Genomic DNA, 20113 nt, shown 5'->3' with positions numbered 1-20113 from the left:
ATACGGAGGAATACCCAAGTCTGGCTGAAGGGATCGGTCTTGAAAACCGACAGGGGTGTCAAAGCCCGCGGGGGTTCGAATCCCTCTTCCTCCGCCATATTGATTTTAAACCTAATGAAACTCGAGCATATATTGGAGATTGTTTTGTCCGCTGCATGTGATGCAGCGGATTTTTTATATGCAAAAAAAGCGATTTTCTCTGTTCGGGGAAAATCGCTTTGCTATTTTTATTTGTTTCTGTTTTCGTTGATCACGTGACTGATTTTTTCGATCAAAGGTTCCAGTGACTGTTCATCAGCTTCAAGGTCATAATCTTCAATGCGTACTTTCAGCACAGGGCAGGCGTTAAAACCGCTGATCCAGTCTTCGTACCGTGTATACATCTCTTCCCAATAAGAGCGGTTTGTCTGCAGCTCCATCTCGCGGCCCCGCTTTTCAATCCGGCTTATAATGTATTCAAGGTCGCCTTCTAAGTAGATCAAAACATCAGGATGCGGGAAATACGGCGTCATGACCATCGCCTCAAATAGGCTTGTGTATGTTGTGTAATCTGTCAGCGACATGGTTCCTTTATCCGCATGCATTTTTGCGAATATGCCTGTATCTTCATAAATCGAACGGTCCTGCACGAATCCGCCGCCTGATTCAAACATGTTTTTCTGCTCTTTGAACCGCTCAGCCAGAAAATAAATTTGCAAATGGAAGCTCCAGCGTTCAAAATCGTGATAAAACTTCTCTAAATAAGGGTTTTCATCCACTTCCTCAAGTGAGGTATGAAACCCGAGCCGTTTTGCTAAAGCTTTGGTCAAAGTCGATTTTCCGACTCCTACCGTTCCTGCTACTGTTATAATGGCATTGTTTGGAATATGAATGTCTTTCATTTAATAAGCTCCTTTACCTGACGGGCAATTCTTTCATAGTCTGTCTTATTCAAAACAAAGTCTTCAGTATCACCGTCAATGGTCAGTACAGATATATCCGGATCTTCTTCCTGAAGCTGTCTGATGGCTGTGTCGTAATCTGCAATGAGATGTTCCAGATATTGATGTTCGATATTTTTTTCAAACGGGCGCCCGCGTTTTTCAATGCGTTGAAGCAATGTCGGCAGGCTTGCCTTTATGTATACAATGATATTCGGCTTCGGCAGGTCGTGAGTGAGCAGATGATAGATCTGCTTATATTTCTCAAGCTTTTGGCCGTGCAATGTACGCTCTGCGAAAATAACATTTTTATAAATATGATAATCGGACAAAACGGGCTGTCCTTGTTTTATATAATCTCGATCGGTGTCTTCAAGCTGTTTATACCTGTGACATAGAAAAAACATTTCAAGCTGGAAACTCCACTCCTCGATATTGTCATAAAACTTATCGAGATAAGGGTTGTCTTCCACAATCTCATTAATCATAGGAAAACCGAGCTCTTCAGAAAGCATCGTAGCGAGTGTCGTTTTTCCTGCCCCGATAGGACCTTCTACCGCGATAAAAGGGGCTCTGTTCATTGAAAATCCTCCTTAATTCTGCAAACATCCGTCAGCTGCCGGCCTTTATATTGTATCACACTCACAGAAAAGCCCATGAAAAAAGACGCTTCCAATTAACGAAACGTCTCTTTTACAATATGAAATTGATCGCCGAGCAAAAGCCAGTTTTGCGGGAAAGAAAGGCCGAGTTTCCAATAGCTGATTCCTCTTAAATGAAGTTCTTTAATTAAATTGAATTTCGCTTGAATGGACCGGGCATCTTCAAACCATACTTCATGCCGTCTCTGATTTGCATCCGTGTATCGGAAGAAGGGAGCCTGGGCGGTTTCGTCATATTGAATGTCGACTTTATAGCGTGCGGCCAGAGCGATTGCCTGCTGAGGACTGACGGCTTTCGCTGTCGTTCCCTGTTTAAAAGGCAGTGTCCAATCATAGCCGTACATATTCTGGCCCATGACGATTTTTGAAGAAGGCATTTCCGTCAGCGCGTACTCTATGACATTTCTTACAGGGCCGATAGGTGATACGGCCTGAGCCGGGCCTCCGCTGTACCCCCACTCATATGTCATAATCACGACAAAATCGACGATTTCTCCATGTGCCCTATAGTCATGAGCTTCGTACCATTTGCCGGCCTGAGTCGCGCTCGTTTTCGGAGCAAGCGCCGTTGAAATCTTCCAGCCTTCCCGATGAAAAATCGTTCTCGCTTCACGTAAAAAACGATTGTAGGCTTCCCTGTCCTGTGGACGTAAATATTCGAAATCAAAGTGAATATCGCGAAAGCCGTACTTTTTAGCCGTGGAGACGATTTCCTGAAAGAGTTTTGTTTTCACTGTATTGTCGTTCAAGATGAGCCGCCCGAGTTCATCGCTGAATGCGTCATTTTCAAGGTTGGTGATGATCATCATCAGTGTGGTGTTGTGCCTGTCACTGATGCTTTTTAAATTGGTCAGAGGCGGTTCCTTTAAAGTCCCGTTCCGCTGCACTTGAAAACTGAATGCGCCGAGGTATGTTAAATAAGGAGAGGCCTCCCTTGCCGCCTGCTGCAGATTAGCGCTTACGCTCGTTCCCCGCGGTTCTATATATGCGTTTGATTCGATATCGGGCTTATTCGCCTGCTGCGGAATGTAAAGGCGGGTTCCGACTCTCAATGTGGTGCCGGGCTGAATTCCGTTAACCCTCGCAAGCTCCGCGGCCGATATATGGAAACGGCCGGCGATTGACGCGAGAGTATCACCTTGTTTTACTTCGTAATATTGACCCTCAATCGGGATGACAAGGGTTTGTCCGACAACCAATGTATTGGGATTAGGCAGTTTATTTGCTTCCGCAATGACATTTGCGGCTGTCCGGTAGCGCGCCGCAATAGCGGAAAGCGTGTCGCCCCGTTTCACTATATAGATCTGAATGAAAAACGCCTCCTTTCATATCCGCTATCAAATATATGAAAAAAGGAGGCTGATCATGTTTATTTTTCGGCGGTAATTTGTTTTTCCGTGGTTATTTCTGCGAAGAGAACATTCTCCATCATGGTCAAAGCGAAATCATTGTCTTCGTCGTTATTGGAAGCGGTGCAGTCTTTCGGAATGGCAATGCTGTATTCTCTCATATAAGCGTCGTTGGCCGTGAACAGCACACAAATGTTCCCGGCAATCCCCGTGATGATTAATCGGTTCACTTGTAATTCGGTCAGAAGGGTGTGAAGCGCCGTTTCGTAAAAAGCGGAATGCTTCGGTTTAATGAGAAAATAATCATCCGGCTGAGGCGAAATATCTTTTATAATGGAGGCGCTTCTGTCGTTGCTGCATTCCTCCCTGATGGCATCAATATCAGCCTTCCAGAGCCCGTAATGATCATTAATATAAATAATCGGCCAGTTGCTTTGTTTTGCATGCTTCTTTAATGATAAAATACGGGGGACAATTTGTTTGGTTTTTTCAGCAAGACGTTCGCCCATATCAAATTGAAAATTGTTGATCATATCGACAATCAGAAGGGCTGTGTTGTTAGGTTCAGACAATACCGGCAACTCCTTTCTGCTGGGGTATTCCTATTTTAACCTTTATGAGACATGAAAAAACTTAAGAAGAGAGCTCGAACCTATGAATGATGAATATTATATGAGAGAAGCCATAAAAGAAGCGAAGAAAGCCGAAGCGAAAGGTGAAGTGCCGATCGGAGCAGTTCTTGTTCTGCACGATGAGATCGTGGCGCGGGCGCATAATCTGCGGGAGACTGAACAGAGGTCGCTTGCCCACGCCGAAATGCTGGCGATAGACGAAGCGTGCCGTAAGCTGGGGACATGGAGACTTGAGGATGCCGTTCTCTATGTCACTTTGGAGCCGTGTCCGATGTGCGCGGGAGCCGTCGTGCTTTCGAGAGTCGATAAGGTCGTATTCGGCGCATTTGATCCCAAGGGGGGCTGTACAGGAACGCTGATGAACCTCTTGCAGGAAGAGCGGTTCAACCACCAAGCGGAAGTGGTGAGCGGCGTGCTCGGAGAAGAGTGCGGAGAAATGCTCAGCGCTTTTTTCAGAAAGCTGCGCCGGCAAAAGAAAGACATGAGGAAAAAGTTGTCTGAGTAGTACGGTTGCATTTTCTGCCTGAAGCAGATATACTTATGTGTGCATCATGAATGGTGCGCATATCAAAATTTGATATTTATTTTGCCGTGCTAAGCGGGGAGGTAGCGGTGCCCTGTACCCGCAATCCGCTCTAGCGGGGCCGAATCCCTTCTCGAGGTTCGTTTACTGTAAGGTCTGCCTTAAGTAAGTGGCGTTGACGTCTGGGTCCTGCGCAATGGGAATTCATGAACCATGTCAGGTCCGGAAGGAAGCAGCATTAAGTGAAACCTCTCATGTGCCGCAGGGTTGCCTGGGCTGAGCTAACTGCTTAAGTAACGCTTAGGGTAGCGAATCGACAGAAGGTGCACGGTAAATCAATCATCAAATTTCAGACTCACCTGTTTATGGCAGGTGAGTTTTTTCGTATATGAAAAACGGGTTTTGGCGTTAAAAGCACGTTCATGTATAATAAACATGATGAATAACAGAGGAGGGCGCATCCTGTGGGTTACCAAGCTTTATATCGAGTATTTAGGCCTCAGCAGTTTGAAGATGTGGTCGGACAGGAACACATTACGAAAACGCTGCAAAATGCCCTTTTGCAAAAGAAATTTTCTCATGCATATCTGTTTTCTGGACCGCGGGGAACGGGAAAAACCAGTGCAGCTAAAATATTTGCGAAAGCAGTCAACTGTGAGCACGCCCCTGTAGAAGAACCGTGCAATGAGTGCGCGGCGTGCAAGGGGATCACAAATGGCTCTATATCAGATGTGATTGAAATAGATGCGGCGTCGAATAACGGCGTAGACGAAATCCGCGACATCCGTGACAAAGTAAAATTCGCCCCGTCGGCCGTTACTTACAAGGTATATATTATAGATGAGGTGCATATGCTCTCTATCGGCGCATTCAATGCGCTTCTGAAAACGCTGGAAGAACCGCCGGCACATTGCATTTTCATATTAGCTACGACTGAGCCTCATAAGATTCCTTTAACCATTATCTCCAGATGTCAGCGTTTTGACTTCAAACGGATTACATCCAAAGCAATTGTCGGACGAATGAAGACAATCGTCGATGCAGAGCAGCTGAAGGTGGAAGAAGGAGCCCTTGATATCATAGCGAGTGCTGCGGACGGAGGAATGAGGGACGCGCTGAGCCTGCTCGATCAAGCTGTATCATTCAGCGGCGAGGAGCTGTCGGTGGATGACGCATTGCTCATTACCGGAGCCGTTTCTCAGCACTATATTGGAAAACTGGCATCTGCTCTTCACCGCAAACAGGTTTCCGAGGCATTGGAAACACTGAATGAATTGCTCCAGCAGGGGAAAGATGCGGCCAAACTGATTGAAGATATGATTTTCTATTTCAGGGATATGCTCTTGTACCAGGCCGCTCCCGGTTTAGAAGGAGTCCTGGAGAAGGTGAAGGTCGATGAAACGTTTCGGAATCTAAGCGGTGACATACCGGCCCCCGCTTTATATGAGATGATTGATATCCTGAATAAAAGCCATCAGGAAATGAAGTGGACGAACCACCCAAGAATCTTTTTTGAAGTGGCTGTCGTGAAAATATGCCAGACGGCACAGCAATCCGCCGGAGACATCCCTGAGGTCGGCATGCTGATGAATAAGATCCAGCAGCTTGAGCAGGAAGTAGAAAGGCTGAAAACCTCCGGTGTGAAGGTTCAGATGGAAAGCGCTCCGAAAGAAGCTCCGCGTCCTCAAAAAGGCGGAAAAAGCCATTATAAAGCCCCGGTCGGAAGAATTCATGAGATACTGAAGGAAGCCACAAGACCTGATCTTGAACAGCTTAAAAGCAGCTGGGGCAAGCTGCTGGCACACCTGAAACAGCAGAATAAGGTATCTCATGCGGCTCTTTTGAATGACAGTGAACCGGTGGCGGCTGCTCAAAAGGCATTTGTGCTTAAATTTAAATACGAAATCCATTGTAAAATGGTTGCAGAAGACAATAACGGAGTCCGTACGAATCTTGAACAGATTCTCGAATCAATGCTCGGGAAAAGAATGGATTTGATTGGCGTTCCGGAAGCACAATGGGGTAAAATAAGAGAAGAATTTTTAAATGATCACCAGCAGGAAAGTGAAGGATCAAACGAACCGGCTGAAGAAGATCCGCTGATTGCAGAGGCGAAAAAACTTGTCGGAGCGGATTTAATCGAAATAAAAGACTAATAAGATGAAAGAGAGTGATTGAATATGCGTGGCGGAATGGGAAACATGCAAAAAATGATGAAACAAATGCAAAAAATGCAAAAGGATATGGCGAAGGCTCAGGAGGAACTTGCTGAAAAAGTGCTTGAAGGCACAGCGGGCGGCGGTATGGTGACTGTAAAAGTCAACGGCCAAAAAGAAGTTGTAGACGTTGCCATTAAAGAAGAAGTTGTTGATCCGGAAGATATCGAAATGCTTCAGGACCTGGTTCTTGCTGCGACAAACGACGCCCTCAAAAAAGTGGATGACATGACGAATGAGACAATGGGACAATTTACAAAAGGAATGAACATACCGGGTTTATTCTAGGGGGATAAATAAACATGCAGTATCCTGAACCAATATCAAAGCTGATTGACAGCTTTATGAAATTGCCAGGGATCGGACCGAAAACAGCGGTTCGTCTGGCTTTTTTTGTTCTAGGTATGAAAGAAGACACAGTATTGGATTTTGCTAAGGCGCTTGTCAATGCGAAGCGGAATCTGACATATTGCTCGATTTGCGGACATATTACAGATCAGGACCCTTGTTATATATGTGAGGACACAAGAAGGGATAAGTCTGTTATTTGTGTCGTGCAGGACCCTAAGGATGTGATCGCAATGGAGAAAATGAAGGAATATAACGGCCAGTATCATGTTCTTCACGGCGCGATTTCACCAATGGACGGCATCGGCCCGGAGGATATTAAGATTCCGGAGCTGCTGAAACGTCTTCAGGATGATCAAGTGACAGAAGTTATTCTCGCAACCAACCCTAATATTGAAGGGGAAGCAACAGCGATGTATATATCAAGGCTGTTAAAGCCCTCAGGCATCAAGCTCTCCCGTATTGCCCACGGTCTGCCCGTCGGCGGTGATTTGGAATATGCTGATGAGGTCACTCTTTCAAAAGCTCTTGAAGGAAGACGTGAATTGTAAGGGAGGAAAAGGCAAGGCATGGGTTTTCTTCGCAGAAATACATTAAGAAAAGAGTTTGACGAGAAGCTGATAGAACAGCTCTTTAAACAAAAAGAAGAATGGAACAGACAGAAGAGTCTGGTCGAGAAAAGTCTAGAGCCCTCCGCTGAAGTGTTGTTTGAGCTGAAAGTCGCTGAATCTAAGTACTTTTTTTATTTGAAAGAAGCGAAGCAGCGGAATTTGAAAATGAGCAGATGGAAGTAAGAGGTCTATTCTCCGGAATCTTCTCATAAGCTTGTACTAAACAAGCGAGGGGGAAGATTCATGGAGCCTTTTTTCATTATCGGTTTGATTGTCGGTCTGGTTGCTTTGCTTTTTTTATGGGGAGTATCTTCAAAACCGTTAAGGTGGATTGGTGTGACTGCCATTAAGTTTATTGCCGGCGCGATTCTGTTGGTGGGTGTGAACTTGTTCGGCGGTAGTCTCGGTATTCATATCCCTGTTAACCTGATTACAACGGGCATCAGCGGGATTCTGGGAATTCCCGGCATTGCGGCTTTGATAGTCATTAAACGCTTCATCATTTAATTTGTCGATTATTGTTGACATGTTGGATCATGGGTGGTATTCTAATATACGTCGCTGATGACGAAACGAATTCTTGAAAAAGAAATTTTAAAAAGTTATTGACGATACTGACACTGAGATGTTATAATAATTAAGTCGCTTCAAGAGCGATGGACAAAGTTCTTTGAAAACTAAACAAGACAAAACGTACCTGTTAATTCAAAGTTTTAAATAAATCGCACAGCGATGTGCGTAGTCAGTCAAACTACTTTATCGGAGAGTTTGATCCTGGCTCAGGACGAACGCTGGCGGCGTGCCTAATACATGCAAGTCGAGCGGACAGATGGGAGCTTGCTCCCTGATGTTAGCGGCGGACGGGTGAGTAACACGTGGGTAACCTGCCTGTAAGACTGGGATAACTCCGGGAAACCGGGGCTAATACCGGATGGTTGTTTGAACCGCATGGTTCAGACATAAAAGGTGGCTTCGGCTACCACTTACAGATGGACCCGCGGCGCATTAGCTAGTTGGTGAGGTAACGGCTCACCAAGGCGACGATGCGTAGCCGACCTGAGAGGGTGATCGGCCACACTGGGACTGAGACACGGCCCAGACTCCTACGGGAGGCAGCAGTAGGGAATCTTCCGCAATGGACGAAAGTCTGACGGAGCAACGCCGCGTGAGTGATGAAGGTTTTCGGATCGTAAAGCTCTGTTGTTAGGGAAGAACAAGTGCCGTTCAAATAGGGCGGCACCTTGACGGTACCTAACCAGAAAGCCACGGCTAACTACGTGCCAGCAGCCGCGGTAATACGTAGGTGGCAAGCGTTGTCCGGAATTATTGGGCGTAAAGGGCTCGCAGGCGGTTTCTTAAGTCTGATGTGAAAGCCCCCGGCTCAACCGGGGAGGGTCATTGGAAACTGGGGAACTTGAGTGCAGAAGAGGAGAGTGGAATTCCACGTGTAGCGGTGAAATGCGTAGAGATGTGGAGGAACACCAGTGGCGAAGGCGACTCTCTGGTCTGTAACTGACGCTGAGGAGCGAAAGCGTGGGGAGCGAACAGGATTAGATACCCTGGTAGTCCACGCCGTAAACGATGAGTGCTAAGTGTTAGGGGGTTTCCGCCCCTTAGTGCTGCAGCTAACGCATTAAGCACTCCGCCTGGGGAGTACGGTCGCAAGACTGAAACTCAAAGGAATTGACGGGGGCCCGCACAAGCGGTGGAGCATGTGGTTTAATTCGAAGCAACGCGAAGAACCTTACCAGGTCTTGACATCCTCTGACAATCCTAGAGATAGGACGTCCCCTTCGGGGGCAGAGTGACAGGTGGTGCATGGTTGTCGTCAGCTCGTGTCGTGAGATGTTGGGTTAAGTCCCGCAACGAGCGCAACCCTTGATCTTAGTTGCCAGCATTCAGTTGGGCACTCTAAGGTGACTGCCGGTGACAAACCGGAGGAAGGTGGGGATGACGTCAAATCATCATGCCCCTTATGACCTGGGCTACACACGTGCTACAATGGGCAGAACAAAGGGCAGGAAACCGCGAGGTTAAGCCAATCCCACAAATCTGTTCTCAGTTCGGATCGCAGTCTGCAACTCGACTGCGTGAAGCTGGAATCGCTAGTAATCGCGGATCAGCATGCCGCGGTGAATACGTTCCCGGGCCTTGTACACACCGCCCGTCACACCACGAGAGTTTGTAACACCCGAAGTCGGTGAGGTAACCTTTATGGAGCCAGCCGCCGAAGGTGGGACAGATGATTGGGGTGAAGTCGTAACAAGGTAGCCGTATCGGAAGGTGCGGCTGGATCACCTCCTTTCTAAGGATTTTAACGGAATATAAGACCTTGGGTCTTATAAACAGAACGTTCCCTGTCTTGTTTAGTTTTGAAGGAACTTTGATTCTTTCATATGGTAGATGGGCCTGTAGCTCAGCTGGTTAGAGCGCACGCCTGATAAGCGTGAGGTCGGTGGTTCGAGTCCACTCAGGCCCACCATCTTTACCCAATACGGGGCCTTAGCTCAGCTGGGAGAGCGCCTGCTTTGCACGCAGGAGGTCAGCGGTTCGATCCCGCTAGGCTCCACCAACGTGTTCTTTGAAAACTAGATAACAGAAGTAATTCACATTCAATTAGTAATGCAAGATATCACGTAGTGATTCTTTTTAACGGTTAAGTTAGAAAGGGCGCACGGTGGATGCCTTGGCACTAGGAGCCGATGAAGGACGGGACGAACACCGATATGCTTCGGGGAGCTGTAAGCAAGCTTTGATCCGGAGATTTCCGAATGGGGAAACCCACCACTCGTAATGGAGTGGTATCCATATCTGAATACATAGGATATGAGAAGGCAGACCCGGGGAACTGAAACATCTAAGTACCCGGAGGAAGAGAAAGCAAATGCGATTCCCTGAGTAGCGGCGAGCGAAACGGGACCAGCCCAAACCAAGAGGCTTGCCTCTTGGGGTTGTAGGACACTCTGTACGGAGTTACAAAAGAACGAGGTAGATGAAGAGGTCTGGAAAGGCCCGCCATAGGAGGTAACAGCCCTGTAGTCAAAACTTCGTTCTCTCCTGAGTGGATCCTGAGTACGGCGGAACACGTGAAATTCCGTCGGAATCCGGGAGGACCATCTCCCAAGGCTAAATACTCCCTAGTGACCGATAGTGAACCAGTACCGTGAGGGAAAGGTGAAAAGCACCCCGGAAGGGGAGTGAAAGAGATCCTGAAACCGTGTGCCTACAAGTAGTCAGAGCCCGTTAACGGGTGATGGCGTGCCTTTTGTAGAATGAACCGGCGAGTTACGATCCCGTGCAAGGTTAAGCAGAAGATGCGGAGCCGCAGCCGAAAGCGAGTCTGAATAGGGCGAATTGAGTACGTGGTCGTAGACCCGAAACCAGGTGATCTACCCATGTCCAGGGTGAAGTTCAGGTAACACTGAATGGAGGCTCGAACCCACGCACGTTGAAAAGTGCGGGGATGAGGTGTGGGTAGGGGTGAAATGCCAATCGAACCTGGAGATAGCTGGTTCTCTCCGAAATAGCTTTAGGGCTAGCCTCAAGGTAAGAGTCTCGGAGGTAGAGCACTGATTGGACTAGGGGCCCCTACCGGGTTACCGAATTCAGTCAAACTCCGAATGCCGATGACTTATCCTTGGGAGTCAGACTGCGAGTGATAAGATCCGTAGTCGAAAGGGAAACAGCCCAGACCGCCAGCTAAGGTCCCAAAGTATACGTTAAGTGGAAAAGGATGTGGAGTTGCTTAGACAACCAGGATGTTGGCTTAGAAGCAGCCACCATTTAAAGAGTGCGTAATAGCTCACTGGTCGAGTGACTCTGCGCCGAAAATGTACCGGGGCTAAACGTATCACCGAAGCTGCGGACTGTTCTTCGAACAGTGGTAGGAGAGCGTTCTAAGGGCTGTGAAGCAAGACCGGAAGGACTTGTGGAGCGCTTAGAAGTGAGAATGCCGGTATGAGTAGCGAAAGAGGGGTGAGAATCCCCTCCACCGAATGCCTAAGGTTTCCTGAGGAAGGCTCGTCCGCTCAGGGTTAGTCGGGACCTAAGCCGAGGCCGAAAGGCGTAGGCGATGGATAACAGGTTGATATTCCTGTACCACCTCCTCACCATTTGAGCAATGGGGGGACGCAGGAGGATAGGGTAAGCGCGGTATTGGATATCCGCGTCCAAGCAGTTAGGCTGGGAAATAGGCAAATCCGTTTCCCGTGAAGGCTGAGCTGTGATGGCGAGCGAATTATAGTAGCGAAGTTCCTGATTCCACACTGCCAAGAAAAGCCTCTAGCGAGGTGAGAGGTGCCCGTACCGCAAACCGACACAGGTAGGCGAGGAGAGAATCCTAAGGTGATCGAGAGAACTCTCGTTAAGGAACTCGGCAAAATGACCCCGTAACTTCGGGAGAAGGGGTGCTCTGTTAGGGTGCAAGCCCGAGAGAGCCGCAGTGAATAGGCCCAGGCGACTGTTTAGCAAAAACACAGGTCTCTGCGAAGCCGTAAGGCGAAGTATAGGGGCTGACGCCTGCCCGGTGCTGGAAGGTTAAGAGGAGCGCTTAGCGTAAGCGAAGGTGCGAATTGAAGCCCCAGTAAACGGCGGCCGTAACTATAACGGTCCTAAGGTAGCGAAATTCCTTGTCGGGTAAGTTCCGACCCGCACGAAAGGCGCAACGATCTGGGCACTGTCTCAACGAGAGACTCGGTGAAATTATAGTACCTGTGAAGATGCAGGTTACCCGCGACAGGACGGAAAGACCCCGTGGAGCTTTACTGCAACCTCGATATTGAATGTTGGTACAGCTTGTACAGGATAGGTAGGAGCCTTGGAAACCGGAGCGCCAGCTTCGGTGGAGGCATCGGTGGGATACTACCCTGGCTGTATTGACCTTCTAACCCGCCGCCCTTATCGGGCGGGGAGACAGTGTCAGGTGGGCAGTTTGACTGGGGCGGTCGCCTCCTAAAAGGTAACGGAGGCGCCCAAAGGTTCCCTCAGAATGGTTGGAAATCATTCGCAGAGTGTAAAGGCACAAGGGAGCTTGACTGCGAGACCTACAAGTCGAGCAGGGACGAAAGTCGGGCTTAGTGATCCGGTGGTTCCGCATGGAAGGGCCATCGCTCAACGGATAAAAGCTACCCCGGGGATAACAGGCTTATCTCCCCCAAGAGTCCACATCGACGGGGAGGTTTGGCACCTCGATGTCGGCTCATCGCATCCTGGGGCTGTAGTCGGTCCCAAGGGTTGGGCTGTTCGCCCATTAAAGCGGTACGCGAGCTGGGTTCAGAACGTCGTGAGACAGTTCGGTCCCTATCCGTCGCGGGCGCAGGAAATTTGAGAGGAGCTGTCCTTAGTACGAGAGGACCGGGATGGACGCACCGCTGGTGTACCAGTTGTTCTGCCAAGGGCATCGCTGGGTAGCTATGTGCGGACGGGATAAGTGCTGAAAGCATCTAAGCATGAAGCCCCCCTCAAGATGAGATTTCCCATTCCGCAAGGAAGTAAGATCCCTGAAAGATGATCAGGTTGATAGGTCTGAGGTGGAAGTGTGGCGACACATGGAGCTGACAGATACTAATCGATCGAGGACTTAACCAATTTGAATGTATGCTTACTGTTATCTAGTTTTGAGAGAACACTCTCAATGGTTTGGTGGCGATAGCGAAGAGGTCACACCCGTTCCCATGCCGAACACGGAAGTTAAGCTCTTCAGCGCCGATGGTAGTCGGGGGTTTCCCCCTGTGAGAGTAGGACGCCGCCAAGCTATCATTTCGGTAAAGGCAGCTCATGATGAGTTGCCTTTTTTGTTTTTGAATAAAAACAAAACAAACACCGAAATACGGGAACGCCCATATACTAATTGCAAACTTCAAAAAGATCCAAATTGTGTATACAATCAACAGCTTAAGGGAAGGCTATTCATACGGAGGTGGGCAAAATGAATGAAACGTCCGGCCATGAAGAAACATGTATTGTGTGTGAAACCAAGAAAAGCAGGGGAATCCATATTTATACGAAATTTATATGTTTAGAGTGTGAGAAGAAAGTAGTTTCCACTCCGACCTCTGATCCGAATTATGAATTTTTCGTTCGTAAACTGAAAAGCCTTCATACACCGACGTTATATTCTTAACCCTGAAAAGGGTCTTTTTTTTGCCTGAAATCAGAGGAGTTTTTTCACTTTTTATAAAAGAACTGATACGATAAGAAGAGGAACTTGTTTAGACATGGAATGTAATAGATAATACTGATAAAAGTGAATAAATAGGAGTCGATCACGTATGAAACCGTTTATTCAATACATGAAATGGACGTTTTGCGGCAGCGCAGTTTTTGTATTAGCGGGGATAACCTTCTTTACGATAGGGCATCAGCCTTTTCTGTATTCGCTTTTATACGGAACAGCCGGCGGAGCCGCAGTCAGTGCGTCCGGCTTGTGGAATGCGAAGCGTCTCTTTTTAAAAAAACACCGGCTGACAAGAAAAGAATATGCTTATATCAAGGAAAATCTTGAGGAAGCAAAGGGTAAAATCATCCGATTACGCAGGGCGCTTTTTCGCTCTAAAAGTATACAAATGCTGAAGCAGAATGCAGAGATACTGCGGATAACCCGACGAATATATCTGCTCACCAAGCAGGAGCCGAAGCGTTTTTATCAGGCAGAGCGTTTCTATTATCAAACGCTTGATTCTGTTGTGGAACTGACGGAAAAGTATGCTTTGCTCTCATCACAGCCGCGAAAAAATAAAGATTTATCAATGTCCTTGAGTGAGACGAGGATGACTCTGGCGGAGCTTTCCAGAAGGCTGGAAGAGGATCTTCATGAACTGATGAAGGAGGACATCGACGACCTGCACTTTGAATTAGATATGGCAAAGCATTCACTGAGAAAATAAGAAAGGAAGAAGGAAATGGCCAAAGACCGTTCCGACGACAGTATGGGCGCCCAAAATGACCAGACTCATCTAAAGCTTGCAGATACGCTGCCGGAAGAAAAAAGAGAAGCGGCACTTCAGCTCGCTGAAAAACTGGACCCTGGGAACATGCAAAGCATTGTTCTGTTTGGTTCACAGGCGCAGGCGAATCTTCTGGAATTTTCCCACACGATGATAGAGCACGTGCAAAGAAAAGATGCAGGAGAGATGGGACAGATATTGGCTGATCTGATGCTGAAGCTTGACCAGGTAAACCCCGATGATCTGCAGGTAAAGAACAAAGGATTTTTCGCCCGGCTGTTTAAAAGGGTATCCGGATCTGTGCAGGAAGTGCTTTCGAAATATCAAAAGACAAGTGTGCAGATTGACCGTATCAGCAGAAGGCTGGAACATTCTAAAAATGTGCTGTTGAGTGACAATAAATGGTTAGATCAGCTGTACGCCCAAAATAAACAATACTTTTCTGATTTAACTGTGTATATAGCAGCGGGTGAATTAAAATTAGATGAGCTGAAAACAAAGCTTATTCCCGAAGCGGCAAGAAAAGCCGAATTACGAGAACACAATCAAATGGACGCACAGGAAGTGAATGATCTTCGCCAGTTTGCCGACCGTCTGGATAAGAGGGTGCATGATCTGCTGCTGAGCAGGCAGATTACGCTTCAGAGTGCGCCGCAAATCCGTCTGATTCAAAACACGAATCAGGCACTGGCAGAGAAAATTCAGTCCTCCATTGTTACGGCTATTCCTTTATGGAAGAATCAAGTCGCCATCGCGCTGACGCTTATGAGGCAGCGGAGTGCGGCAGATGTGCAGCAGAAGGCGGCGGATACGACAAATCAATTGCTGCTGAAAAACGCCGAACTTCTGAAAACAAGCACAGTCGAGACGGCCAAAGCCAATGAGCGCGGGCTTGTTGAGGCAGACACCCTCAAAAAAGTGCAGGAAAGCTTAGTCAGCACACTTGAAGAAATCATGTCTATTCAAGAAGAAGGCAGGATGAAACGCAGGCGTGCCGAGGAGGAGCTTGTTATCATGGAAGGCGATTTGAAAAAGAAGCTGCTTGATATGAGGTCCGGCCGGGATAACGGCTAGATGGCAAAAAGTCTTAGCTTTAAGTTGGCTCGCAGGCACGATATAATAAGAAAGACAGGCAAAGGATTTGTTTAAAAATGGACACACCTTTATATACAGCGCTGATGAAGCATGCGCACCGAAATACGTATTCTTTTCATGTTCCGGGACATCACAATGGAGATGTCTTTTTTGATGAAGCCAAATCTGTATATCAATCTCTTTTATCTATTGATATGACTGAGATCACGGGTCTTGATGACTTGCATCACCCGACGGGGGTCATTAAGGAAGCGCAGGATTTGGTGAGCAGATTGTACGGCTCTCAGGAAAGCTTCTTTCTCGTCAATGGAACGACCGCCGGCAATCTGGCGATGATTTTAGCTGTTTGTGAACCGGGTGAACCCATTCTGATCCAGCGTAATTGTCACAAGTCTGTTTTCCATGCGGTGGCATTGGCCGGAGCCAAGCCGGTTTATTTGGCGCCGGAAATCGATGAAAACATGCATGTGCCGGCACATGTATCTCTTTCAGTCATCGAAAAAGCGCTGGCGTCATATCCGAACGCGAAAGGACTTGTTTTGACCAATCCGACTTACTACGGACACGCCGCCGATTTGACTGCGGCAGTTAAAAAAGCCCATTCATACGGTGTTCCTGTACTGGTGGATGAGGCTCATGGGGCTCACTTTGTGTTAGGGCAGCCTTTCCCGCCTTCATCACTGGCTATGGGGGCGGACGCTGTTGTTCAATCGGCTCACAAAACGCTTCCGGCTATGACGATGGGATCTTACTTTCATTTAAACAGCACCCGAATTGACAGAGATCGATTAACTTATTATGTAAGCAGTTTGCAAAGCAGCAGCCCGTCATATCCGATTATGGCATCTTTAGATACGGCGCGTGCTTATGTGCAGGATATTGCTGAAAAAGGGACACTTCCCGTCCATATGGAGCAAATTGAGAAAATCAAACGAAGGTTCGCATCAATTTCTTCTATTGAAATAATCGAGCCTTCCGGATATGGGCTGCGGGCGGACCCGTTAAAATTAATACTTCGGTCAAAGCTCGGACATTCCGGCTATTCATTACAACGCATTTTGGAGAGTGAAGGCATTGTTGCCGAGCTGGCTGACGAGTACCAAGTATTGCTCGTACTGCCGATAGGCGGCCGGCGGATGATAGAACAGGCAGCCGTAAGAAACATACAGCAGAAACTGGAGAATACACCGCCCAATAAATTGCCGGATGCCGTGAATTGGACATTTCCGTCCATTTCGACACTTGAATATCCGCAAAATGAGATGCGGAAGTTTACAAAAGAGCCTGCAGATATAAATAAGGCGGCCGGGCGCTTGCATGCGGGGAACATTATTCCTTATCCGCCGGGAATTCCGCTGATCATGGACGGAGAACGGATAACAGAAGAGAGTGTACAGAAGCTTTCCCGTTTAATCGGCATGGACGCGCATATTCAAGGCTTGTTAAACGGGAAACAATTACTTGTCTATATAGAAGAGGAGAAATCATGAGCGGTTTATTTATAACATTTGAAGGTCCTGAAGGTGCAGGGAAAACGACTGTGCTTCAGGAACTGAAAGAGATTCTGTCGGCAGAGGGGCTCCCGGTGACAGCGACAAGAGAACCGGGCGGCATCGACATTGCGGAACAGATCAGAGAAGTGATCTTAAATAAAAACAATACACTGATGGATGCAAAAACGGAGGCGCTGCTTTACGCCGCGGCGAGAAGACAGCATTTAACCGAAAAGGTGCAGCCTGCATTGAAAGAAGGGCGCATTGTGCTGTGTGATCGTTTCATCGACAGTTCGCTGGCTTATCAAGGCTATGCGAGAGGGCTCGGCATTGATGAAGTTCTTTCTATCAACCAGTTTGCAATCGGCGATACGATGCCTGATGTCACCATCTATTTTTCTATTGAGCCGGAAGAAGGGTTGAAACGGATTACGTCGAATGATTCAAGAGAAAAGAATCGTCTCGATCTTGAGGCCCTGCACTTTCACACGAAAGTACGGGAAGGATACCAAAAGGTTATGCAGCGTTTTCCGGAAAGATTCCATACAATCGACGCATCGAAAAAGAAGGAACTCGTCATTCAGGACGCGCTTCAAGTGATAAATGAAGCATTGAAAAAAATTCAGTTGTGACCTGTTTCTCATAAGTTGCTATAATGAATGTAACGACAATGTTCTTTCCAACCTAAAGGGGGCCTAGAGAATGAAATTAATAGTGGCAGTGGTGCAGGATCAGGACAGCAACAGGCTTTTGAAAGTATTAACCGACCACAACTTCAGGGTGACGAAGCTTGCGACAACAGGCGGATTCCTTAAATCAGGCAATACGACGTTTATGATCGGCGTGGAAGATATCCGTGTCGATAAGGCGCTCAGCCTCATTAAAGAGAATGGCTGTAAACGTGATCAGATGATTGCCCCGGTATCCCCGATGGGCGGGAATGCGGATTCATACGTTCCATATCCCGTCGAAGTGGAAGTCGGCGGAGCGACGGTCTTTGTCCTCCCGGTCGATGAATTTCATCAATTTTAAGGATTTGACGACGTGAAAATAAATTCTGACTTACGTACATTTATTGAGAAAAAGCAGCAGCCTGCTTATAAAGCGGCAGAGCTTTCCGGAACGTTTAAAAGTTCAATGGACAGCCAAAGCAGCAAGCTGAAATTTGATCAGCTGAGCAGGTTCTTAACGGATATAGAAACGTTCGGGAAAAGGCTGACGAAGTCGAGAAACTTCAAAGACTTAGCGAAATTCAAAGGATTGGTAAAACGTTTTGTAAAAGAGGCCGTAGACAGCGGATTATCGCATGAGACGGAGAAAAGCTTTGACTTGTACGGCAGCAGCCGGACCCTGGGGCTTGTGAAAGAAATAGATGAAAAACTGCTTCAGCTGACGGAAGAAATGTTAGATCAGGAAAAACCGGCAATTGATTTGCTGGATCGAATCGGAGAAATAAAAGGTTTATTAATTAACCTTTACACATAGAGAGTGATACAATGGCAATATCATGGAAGGAAATGACCGGGCAGCAGCCCAGAGTGATGCGGCTTTTGCATAACAGCATTGAAAAGAAAAGGCTTTCTCACGCATATCTGTTTGAAGGCAAAAAAGGTACGGGCAAATTGGATGCCGCACTGCTTCTCGCAAAAAGCTTTTTTTGCCTTGAAGGCGGGACTGAGCCTTGCGGGGAGTGCCGGAACTGTAAGCGTATCGAATCCGGAAACCATCCCGACCTGCATGTGGTTCAGCCCGACGGATTATCCATTAAAAAGGCTCAGATCCAATCGCTTCAGGAAGAGTTTTCTAAAACAGGACTGGAATCGCATAAAAAGCTGTACATTATATCCCATGCGGATCAAATGACGACAAATGCGGCAAACAGTCTGCTGAAGTTTTTAGAGGAGCCGAGTCAAGACACCATCGCAATTCTGCTTACTGAGCAGCTCCACCGAATACTGGATACCATCGTTTCGAGATGTCAGGTTCTTCCGTTCCAGCCGCTTCAGCCGAAAGCCATAGAAGAAAGACTGATTGAACAGGAAGTGAGCCCTCACATGGCCCGGCTCTTAGCAAATATGACAAATAATATTGCAGAAGCAGTCGAATTAAGTCGAAATGATGAGTTTGCAGAGTCCAGAGCGAAAGTGATAAAATTGTATGAAGTCTTACATCAGCGGAAAGGACATGCCTTTTTCTTCATTCAGGATCAGTGGGTGCCCTTTTTCAAAGAAAAAACCCATCAAGAAATGGGTCTTGATATGCTCTTATTGATATACCGTGATGTATTATCCATCCAAATTGGAAATGAAGATAAACTGATTTATCAAGACTTATTCCAATCAATAAAACAGCATGCGCTGCAATTTACACAACAAAGCGTTACGAACCAAATTCTCGCTGTTTTAGAAGCAAAAAAACGGCTTCATTCCAATGTGAATGTGCAGGGATTAATGGAGCACTTGGTGTTAACGTTGCAGGAGGGATAAGCTTGTACAACGTAATAGGCGTCCGCTTTAAAAAAGCGGGGAAAATTTATTATTTTGATCCGAACGGATTTGATATAGAACAAGACAGCTGCGTCATTGTTGAAACCGTAAGAGGTGTCGAATACGGGCAGGTTGTCATCGCAAATAAACAAGTGGACGAGCATGATGTTGTGCTTCCGCTTCGAAAGGTCATTCGCGTTGCTGATGAACGCGATCTTCTCATTGTAGAAGAAAACAAACAGGAGGCCCTGTCCGCTTTTGAAGTCTGTCAGAAAAAAGTGGCTGACCACGGCTTAGATATGAAGCTGGTTGATGTTGAATTTACGTTTGACCGCAATAAAGTCATTTTTTACTTTACGGCAGACGGACGGGTTGATTTCAGGGAATTGGTCAAAGACTTGGCTTCTATCTTTAAAACGAGAATCGAATTGCGCCAAATCGGGGTAAGGGACGAGGCGAAAATGCTCGGCGGTATCGGACCATGCGGGAGAATGCTTTGCTGCTCCACGTTCCTCGGTGATTTTGAACCGGTGTCCATCAAAATGGCGAAGGATCAAAATTTATCGTTGAACCCAACGAAGATTTCCGGTCTGTGCGGCCGTTTGATGTGCTGTTTGAAGTACGAAAATGATGAGTATGAGACGGCAAAAGAACAGCTGCCGGATTTAGGCGAAATGATTACGACGGCAAACGGCCCCGCAAAGGTTGTCGGTCTTAATATTCTGGAACGGGTGCTTCAGGTGGAACTGAAGAATCGTGAAAAAGTGATAGAATATACTTGGGAAGAGCTCTTGGAAGAGGGCGTCGTATCCGCACAAACCACAGATTAACGAG

19 protein-coding genes, 3 tRNA genes, 3 rRNA genes and 1 other RNA gene are annotated in these 20113 nt (G+C 47.2%); 22 read left to right on the top strand and 4 right to left on the bottom strand.

Annotated elements, in window-relative coordinates; translation table 11 throughout:
* The first annotated feature begins 4 nt into the window (after positions 1-4).
* A tRNA-Ser gene (locus MJQ52_RS11455) sits at positions 5-97 on the top strand.
* A gap of 130 nt (positions 98-227) precedes the next feature.
* Here the strand turns inward: MJQ52_RS11455 and dck are convergent.
* The 4 genes from dck to MJQ52_RS11435 form a co-directional block, all read right to left on the bottom strand.
* Positions 228-881, bottom strand: a complete 654-nt coding sequence (gene dck, locus MJQ52_RS11450) for a deoxyadenosine/deoxycytidine kinase (protein ID WP_015388792.1) — start codon at positions 879-881, stop codon at positions 228-230.
* Positions 878-1501: a deoxynucleoside kinase gene (locus tag MJQ52_RS11445; protein ID WP_094247312.1), complete on the bottom strand. Its 624-nt coding sequence runs from the start codon at positions 1499-1501 to the stop codon at positions 878-880. Before MJQ52_RS11445 ends, dck begins: the two co-directional genes overlap by 4 nt.
* A gap of 95 nt (positions 1502-1596) precedes the next feature.
* Positions 1597-2880 carry a LysM peptidoglycan-binding domain-containing protein gene (locus MJQ52_RS11440; RefSeq protein ID WP_032865795.1) on the bottom strand — a complete coding sequence of 428 codons (1284 nt, stop codon included), beginning with the start codon at positions 2878-2880 and terminating at the stop codon, positions 1597-1599.
* Between the two features lie 71 nt (positions 2881-2951).
* Positions 2952-3464, bottom strand: a complete 513-nt coding sequence (locus MJQ52_RS11435; protein ID WP_046376732.1) for a cysteine hydrolase family protein — start codon at positions 3462-3464, stop codon at positions 2952-2954.
* 121 nt (positions 3465-3585) lie between these two features.
* Here MJQ52_RS11435 and tadA point away from each other — a divergent pair, with 121 nt between their 5' ends.
* From tadA to ricT, 21 genes are all read left to right on the top strand, one after another.
* Positions 3586-4068: a tRNA adenosine(34) deaminase TadA gene (gene tadA, locus MJQ52_RS11430; RefSeq protein WP_007615141.1), complete on the top strand. Its 483-nt coding sequence runs from the start codon at positions 3586-3588 to the stop codon at positions 4066-4068.
* Between the two features lie 84 nt (positions 4069-4152).
* Positions 4153-4417: signal recognition particle sRNA large type (gene ffs / locus MJQ52_RS11425), an RNA gene on the top strand.
* Between the two features lie 133 nt (positions 4418-4550).
* Positions 4551-6242, top strand: coding sequence for a DNA polymerase III subunit gamma/tau (gene dnaX / locus MJQ52_RS11420; RefSeq protein ID WP_003150701.1), 1692 nt, complete (start codon positions 4551-4553; stop codon positions 6240-6242).
* A 24-nt stretch (positions 6243-6266) separates the two neighbouring features.
* Positions 6267-6590 carry a YbaB/EbfC family nucleoid-associated protein gene (locus MJQ52_RS11415; protein ID WP_003150700.1) on the top strand — a complete coding sequence of 108 codons (324 nt, stop codon included), beginning with the start codon at positions 6267-6269 and terminating at the stop codon, positions 6588-6590.
* 14 nt (positions 6591-6604) lie between these two features.
* Positions 6605-7201, top strand: a complete 597-nt coding sequence (gene recR, locus MJQ52_RS11410; protein ID WP_003150697.1) for a recombination protein RecR — start codon at positions 6605-6607, stop codon at positions 7199-7201.
* Positions 7202-7219: 18 nt separating this feature from the next.
* Entirely contained in the window at positions 7220-7444 is a 225-nt protein-coding gene (locus MJQ52_RS11405) for a YaaL family protein (protein ID WP_007408755.1), read from the top strand.
* Positions 7445-7504: 60 nt separating this feature from the next.
* Positions 7505-7768: a pro-sigmaK processing inhibitor BofA family protein gene (locus MJQ52_RS11400; RefSeq protein ID WP_003150686.1), complete on the top strand. Its 264-nt coding sequence runs from the start codon at positions 7505-7507 to the stop codon at positions 7766-7768.
* Between the two features lie 249 nt (positions 7769-8017).
* A 16S ribosomal RNA gene (locus tag MJQ52_RS11395) occupies positions 8018-9566 on the top strand.
* A gap of 100 nt (positions 9567-9666) precedes the next feature.
* Positions 9667-9743 (top strand) — tRNA-Ile (locus MJQ52_RS11390).
* Between the two features lie 14 nt (positions 9744-9757).
* A tRNA-Ala gene (locus MJQ52_RS11385) sits at positions 9758-9833 on the top strand.
* A gap of 82 nt (positions 9834-9915) precedes the next feature.
* A 23S ribosomal RNA gene (locus MJQ52_RS11380) occupies positions 9916-12847 on the top strand.
* Positions 12848-12897: 50 nt separating this feature from the next.
* Positions 12898-13013 (top strand): 5S ribosomal RNA (gene rrf, locus MJQ52_RS11375).
* Together the 16S, 23S and 5S rRNA genes with 2 tRNA genes alongside form the textbook arrangement of a ribosomal RNA operon.
* 174 nt (positions 13014-13187) lie before the next feature.
* A complete protein-coding gene (locus tag MJQ52_RS11370) occupies positions 13188-13382 on the top strand; it encodes a sigma factor G inhibitor Gin (protein ID WP_004264749.1) in 195 nt (64 codons plus the stop codon).
* 148 nt (positions 13383-13530) lie between these two features.
* Positions 13531-14145: a 5-bromo-4-chloroindolyl phosphate hydrolysis family protein gene (locus tag MJQ52_RS11365; RefSeq protein ID WP_094247311.1), complete on the top strand. Its 615-nt coding sequence runs from the start codon at positions 13531-13533 to the stop codon at positions 14143-14145.
* Positions 14146-14160: 15 nt separating this feature from the next.
* A complete protein-coding gene (locus MJQ52_RS11360) occupies positions 14161-15279 on the top strand; it encodes a toxic anion resistance protein (protein ID WP_094247310.1) in 1119 nt (372 codons plus the stop codon).
* 77 nt (positions 15280-15356) lie between these two features.
* Positions 15357-16790: an aminotransferase class I/II-fold pyridoxal phosphate-dependent enzyme gene (locus MJQ52_RS11355; RefSeq protein WP_094247309.1), complete on the top strand. Its 1434-nt coding sequence runs from the start codon at positions 15357-15359 to the stop codon at positions 16788-16790.
* Positions 16787-17425: a dTMP kinase gene (gene tmk / locus MJQ52_RS11350; RefSeq protein WP_004264737.1), complete on the top strand. Its 639-nt coding sequence runs from the start codon at positions 16787-16789 to the stop codon at positions 17423-17425. Before MJQ52_RS11355 ends, tmk begins: the two co-directional genes overlap by 4 nt.
* A 70-nt stretch (positions 17426-17495) precedes the next feature.
* Complete coding sequence (darA, locus tag MJQ52_RS11345) at positions 17496-17825, top strand: cyclic di-AMP receptor DarA (RefSeq protein WP_004264734.1); 330 nt, start codon at positions 17496-17498, stop codon at positions 17823-17825.
* 12 nt (positions 17826-17837) lie between these two features.
* Positions 17838-18278: a YaaR family protein gene (locus MJQ52_RS11340; RefSeq protein WP_004264730.1), complete on the top strand. Its 441-nt coding sequence runs from the start codon at positions 17838-17840 to the stop codon at positions 18276-18278.
* An 11-nt stretch (positions 18279-18289) separates the two neighbouring features.
* Positions 18290-19279, top strand: coding sequence for a DNA polymerase III subunit delta' (gene holB / locus MJQ52_RS11335; protein ID WP_094247308.1), 990 nt, complete (start codon positions 18290-18292; stop codon positions 19277-19279).
* A gap of 2 nt (positions 19280-19281) precedes the next feature.
* On the top strand, positions 19282-20109 hold the full coding sequence (gene ricT / locus MJQ52_RS11330) for a competence/sporulation regulator complex protein RicT (protein ID WP_004264723.1): 828 nt from the start codon (positions 19282-19284) through the stop codon (positions 20107-20109).
* The last annotated feature ends 4 nt before the right edge of the window (positions 20110-20113 follow it).

Source organism: Bacillus sp. jun7, from assembly GCF_051034795.1.
Taxonomy (GTDB): Bacteria; Bacillota; Bacilli; order Bacillales; family Bacillaceae; genus Bacillus; species Bacillus velezensis.
The sequence above is the reverse complement of the archived record's forward strand: the minus strand, read 5'-3'. Positions and strand labels throughout refer to the sequence as shown.

Bases quoted from the DNA above. Each gene is read 5' to 3' on its own strand.
- dck (WP_015388792.1), bottom strand. From the start codon at position 881: ATGAAAGACATTCATATTCCAAACAATGCCATTATAACAGTAGCAGGA.
- MJQ52_RS11445 (WP_094247312.1), bottom strand. From the start codon at position 1,501: ATGAACAGAGCCCCTTTTATCGCGGTAGAAGGTCCTATCGGGGCAGGA.
- MJQ52_RS11435 (WP_046376732.1), bottom strand. From the start codon at position 3,464: ATGATCAACAATTTTCAATTTGATATGGGCGAACGTCTTGCTGAAAAA.
- tadA (WP_007615141.1), top strand. From the start codon at position 3,586: ATGAATGATGAATATTATATGAGAGAAGCCATAAAAGAAGCGAAGAAA.
- MJQ52_RS11415 (WP_003150700.1), top strand. From the start codon at position 6,267: ATGCGTGGCGGAATGGGAAACATGCAAAAAATGATGAAACAAATGCAA.
- recR (WP_003150697.1), top strand. From the start codon at position 6,605: ATGCAGTATCCTGAACCAATATCAAAGCTGATTGACAGCTTTATGAAA.
- MJQ52_RS11405 (WP_007408755.1), top strand. From the start codon at position 7,220: ATGGGTTTTCTTCGCAGAAATACATTAAGAAAAGAGTTTGACGAGAAG.
- MJQ52_RS11400 (WP_003150686.1), top strand. From the start codon at position 7,505: ATGGAGCCTTTTTTCATTATCGGTTTGATTGTCGGTCTGGTTGCTTTG.
- MJQ52_RS11370 (WP_004264749.1), top strand. From the start codon at position 13,188: ATGAATGAAACGTCCGGCCATGAAGAAACATGTATTGTGTGTGAAACC.
- MJQ52_RS11365 (WP_094247311.1), top strand. From the start codon at position 13,531: ATGAAACCGTTTATTCAATACATGAAATGGACGTTTTGCGGCAGCGCA.
- MJQ52_RS11360 (WP_094247310.1), top strand. From the start codon at position 14,161: ATGGCCAAAGACCGTTCCGACGACAGTATGGGCGCCCAAAATGACCAG.
- MJQ52_RS11355 (WP_094247309.1), top strand. From the start codon at position 15,357: ATGGACACACCTTTATATACAGCGCTGATGAAGCATGCGCACCGAAAT.
- tmk (WP_004264737.1), top strand. From the start codon at position 16,787: ATGAGCGGTTTATTTATAACATTTGAAGGTCCTGAAGGTGCAGGGAAA.
- darA (WP_004264734.1), top strand. From the start codon at position 17,496: ATGAAATTAATAGTGGCAGTGGTGCAGGATCAGGACAGCAACAGGCTT.
- holB (WP_094247308.1), top strand. From the start codon at position 18,290: ATGGCAATATCATGGAAGGAAATGACCGGGCAGCAGCCCAGAGTGATG.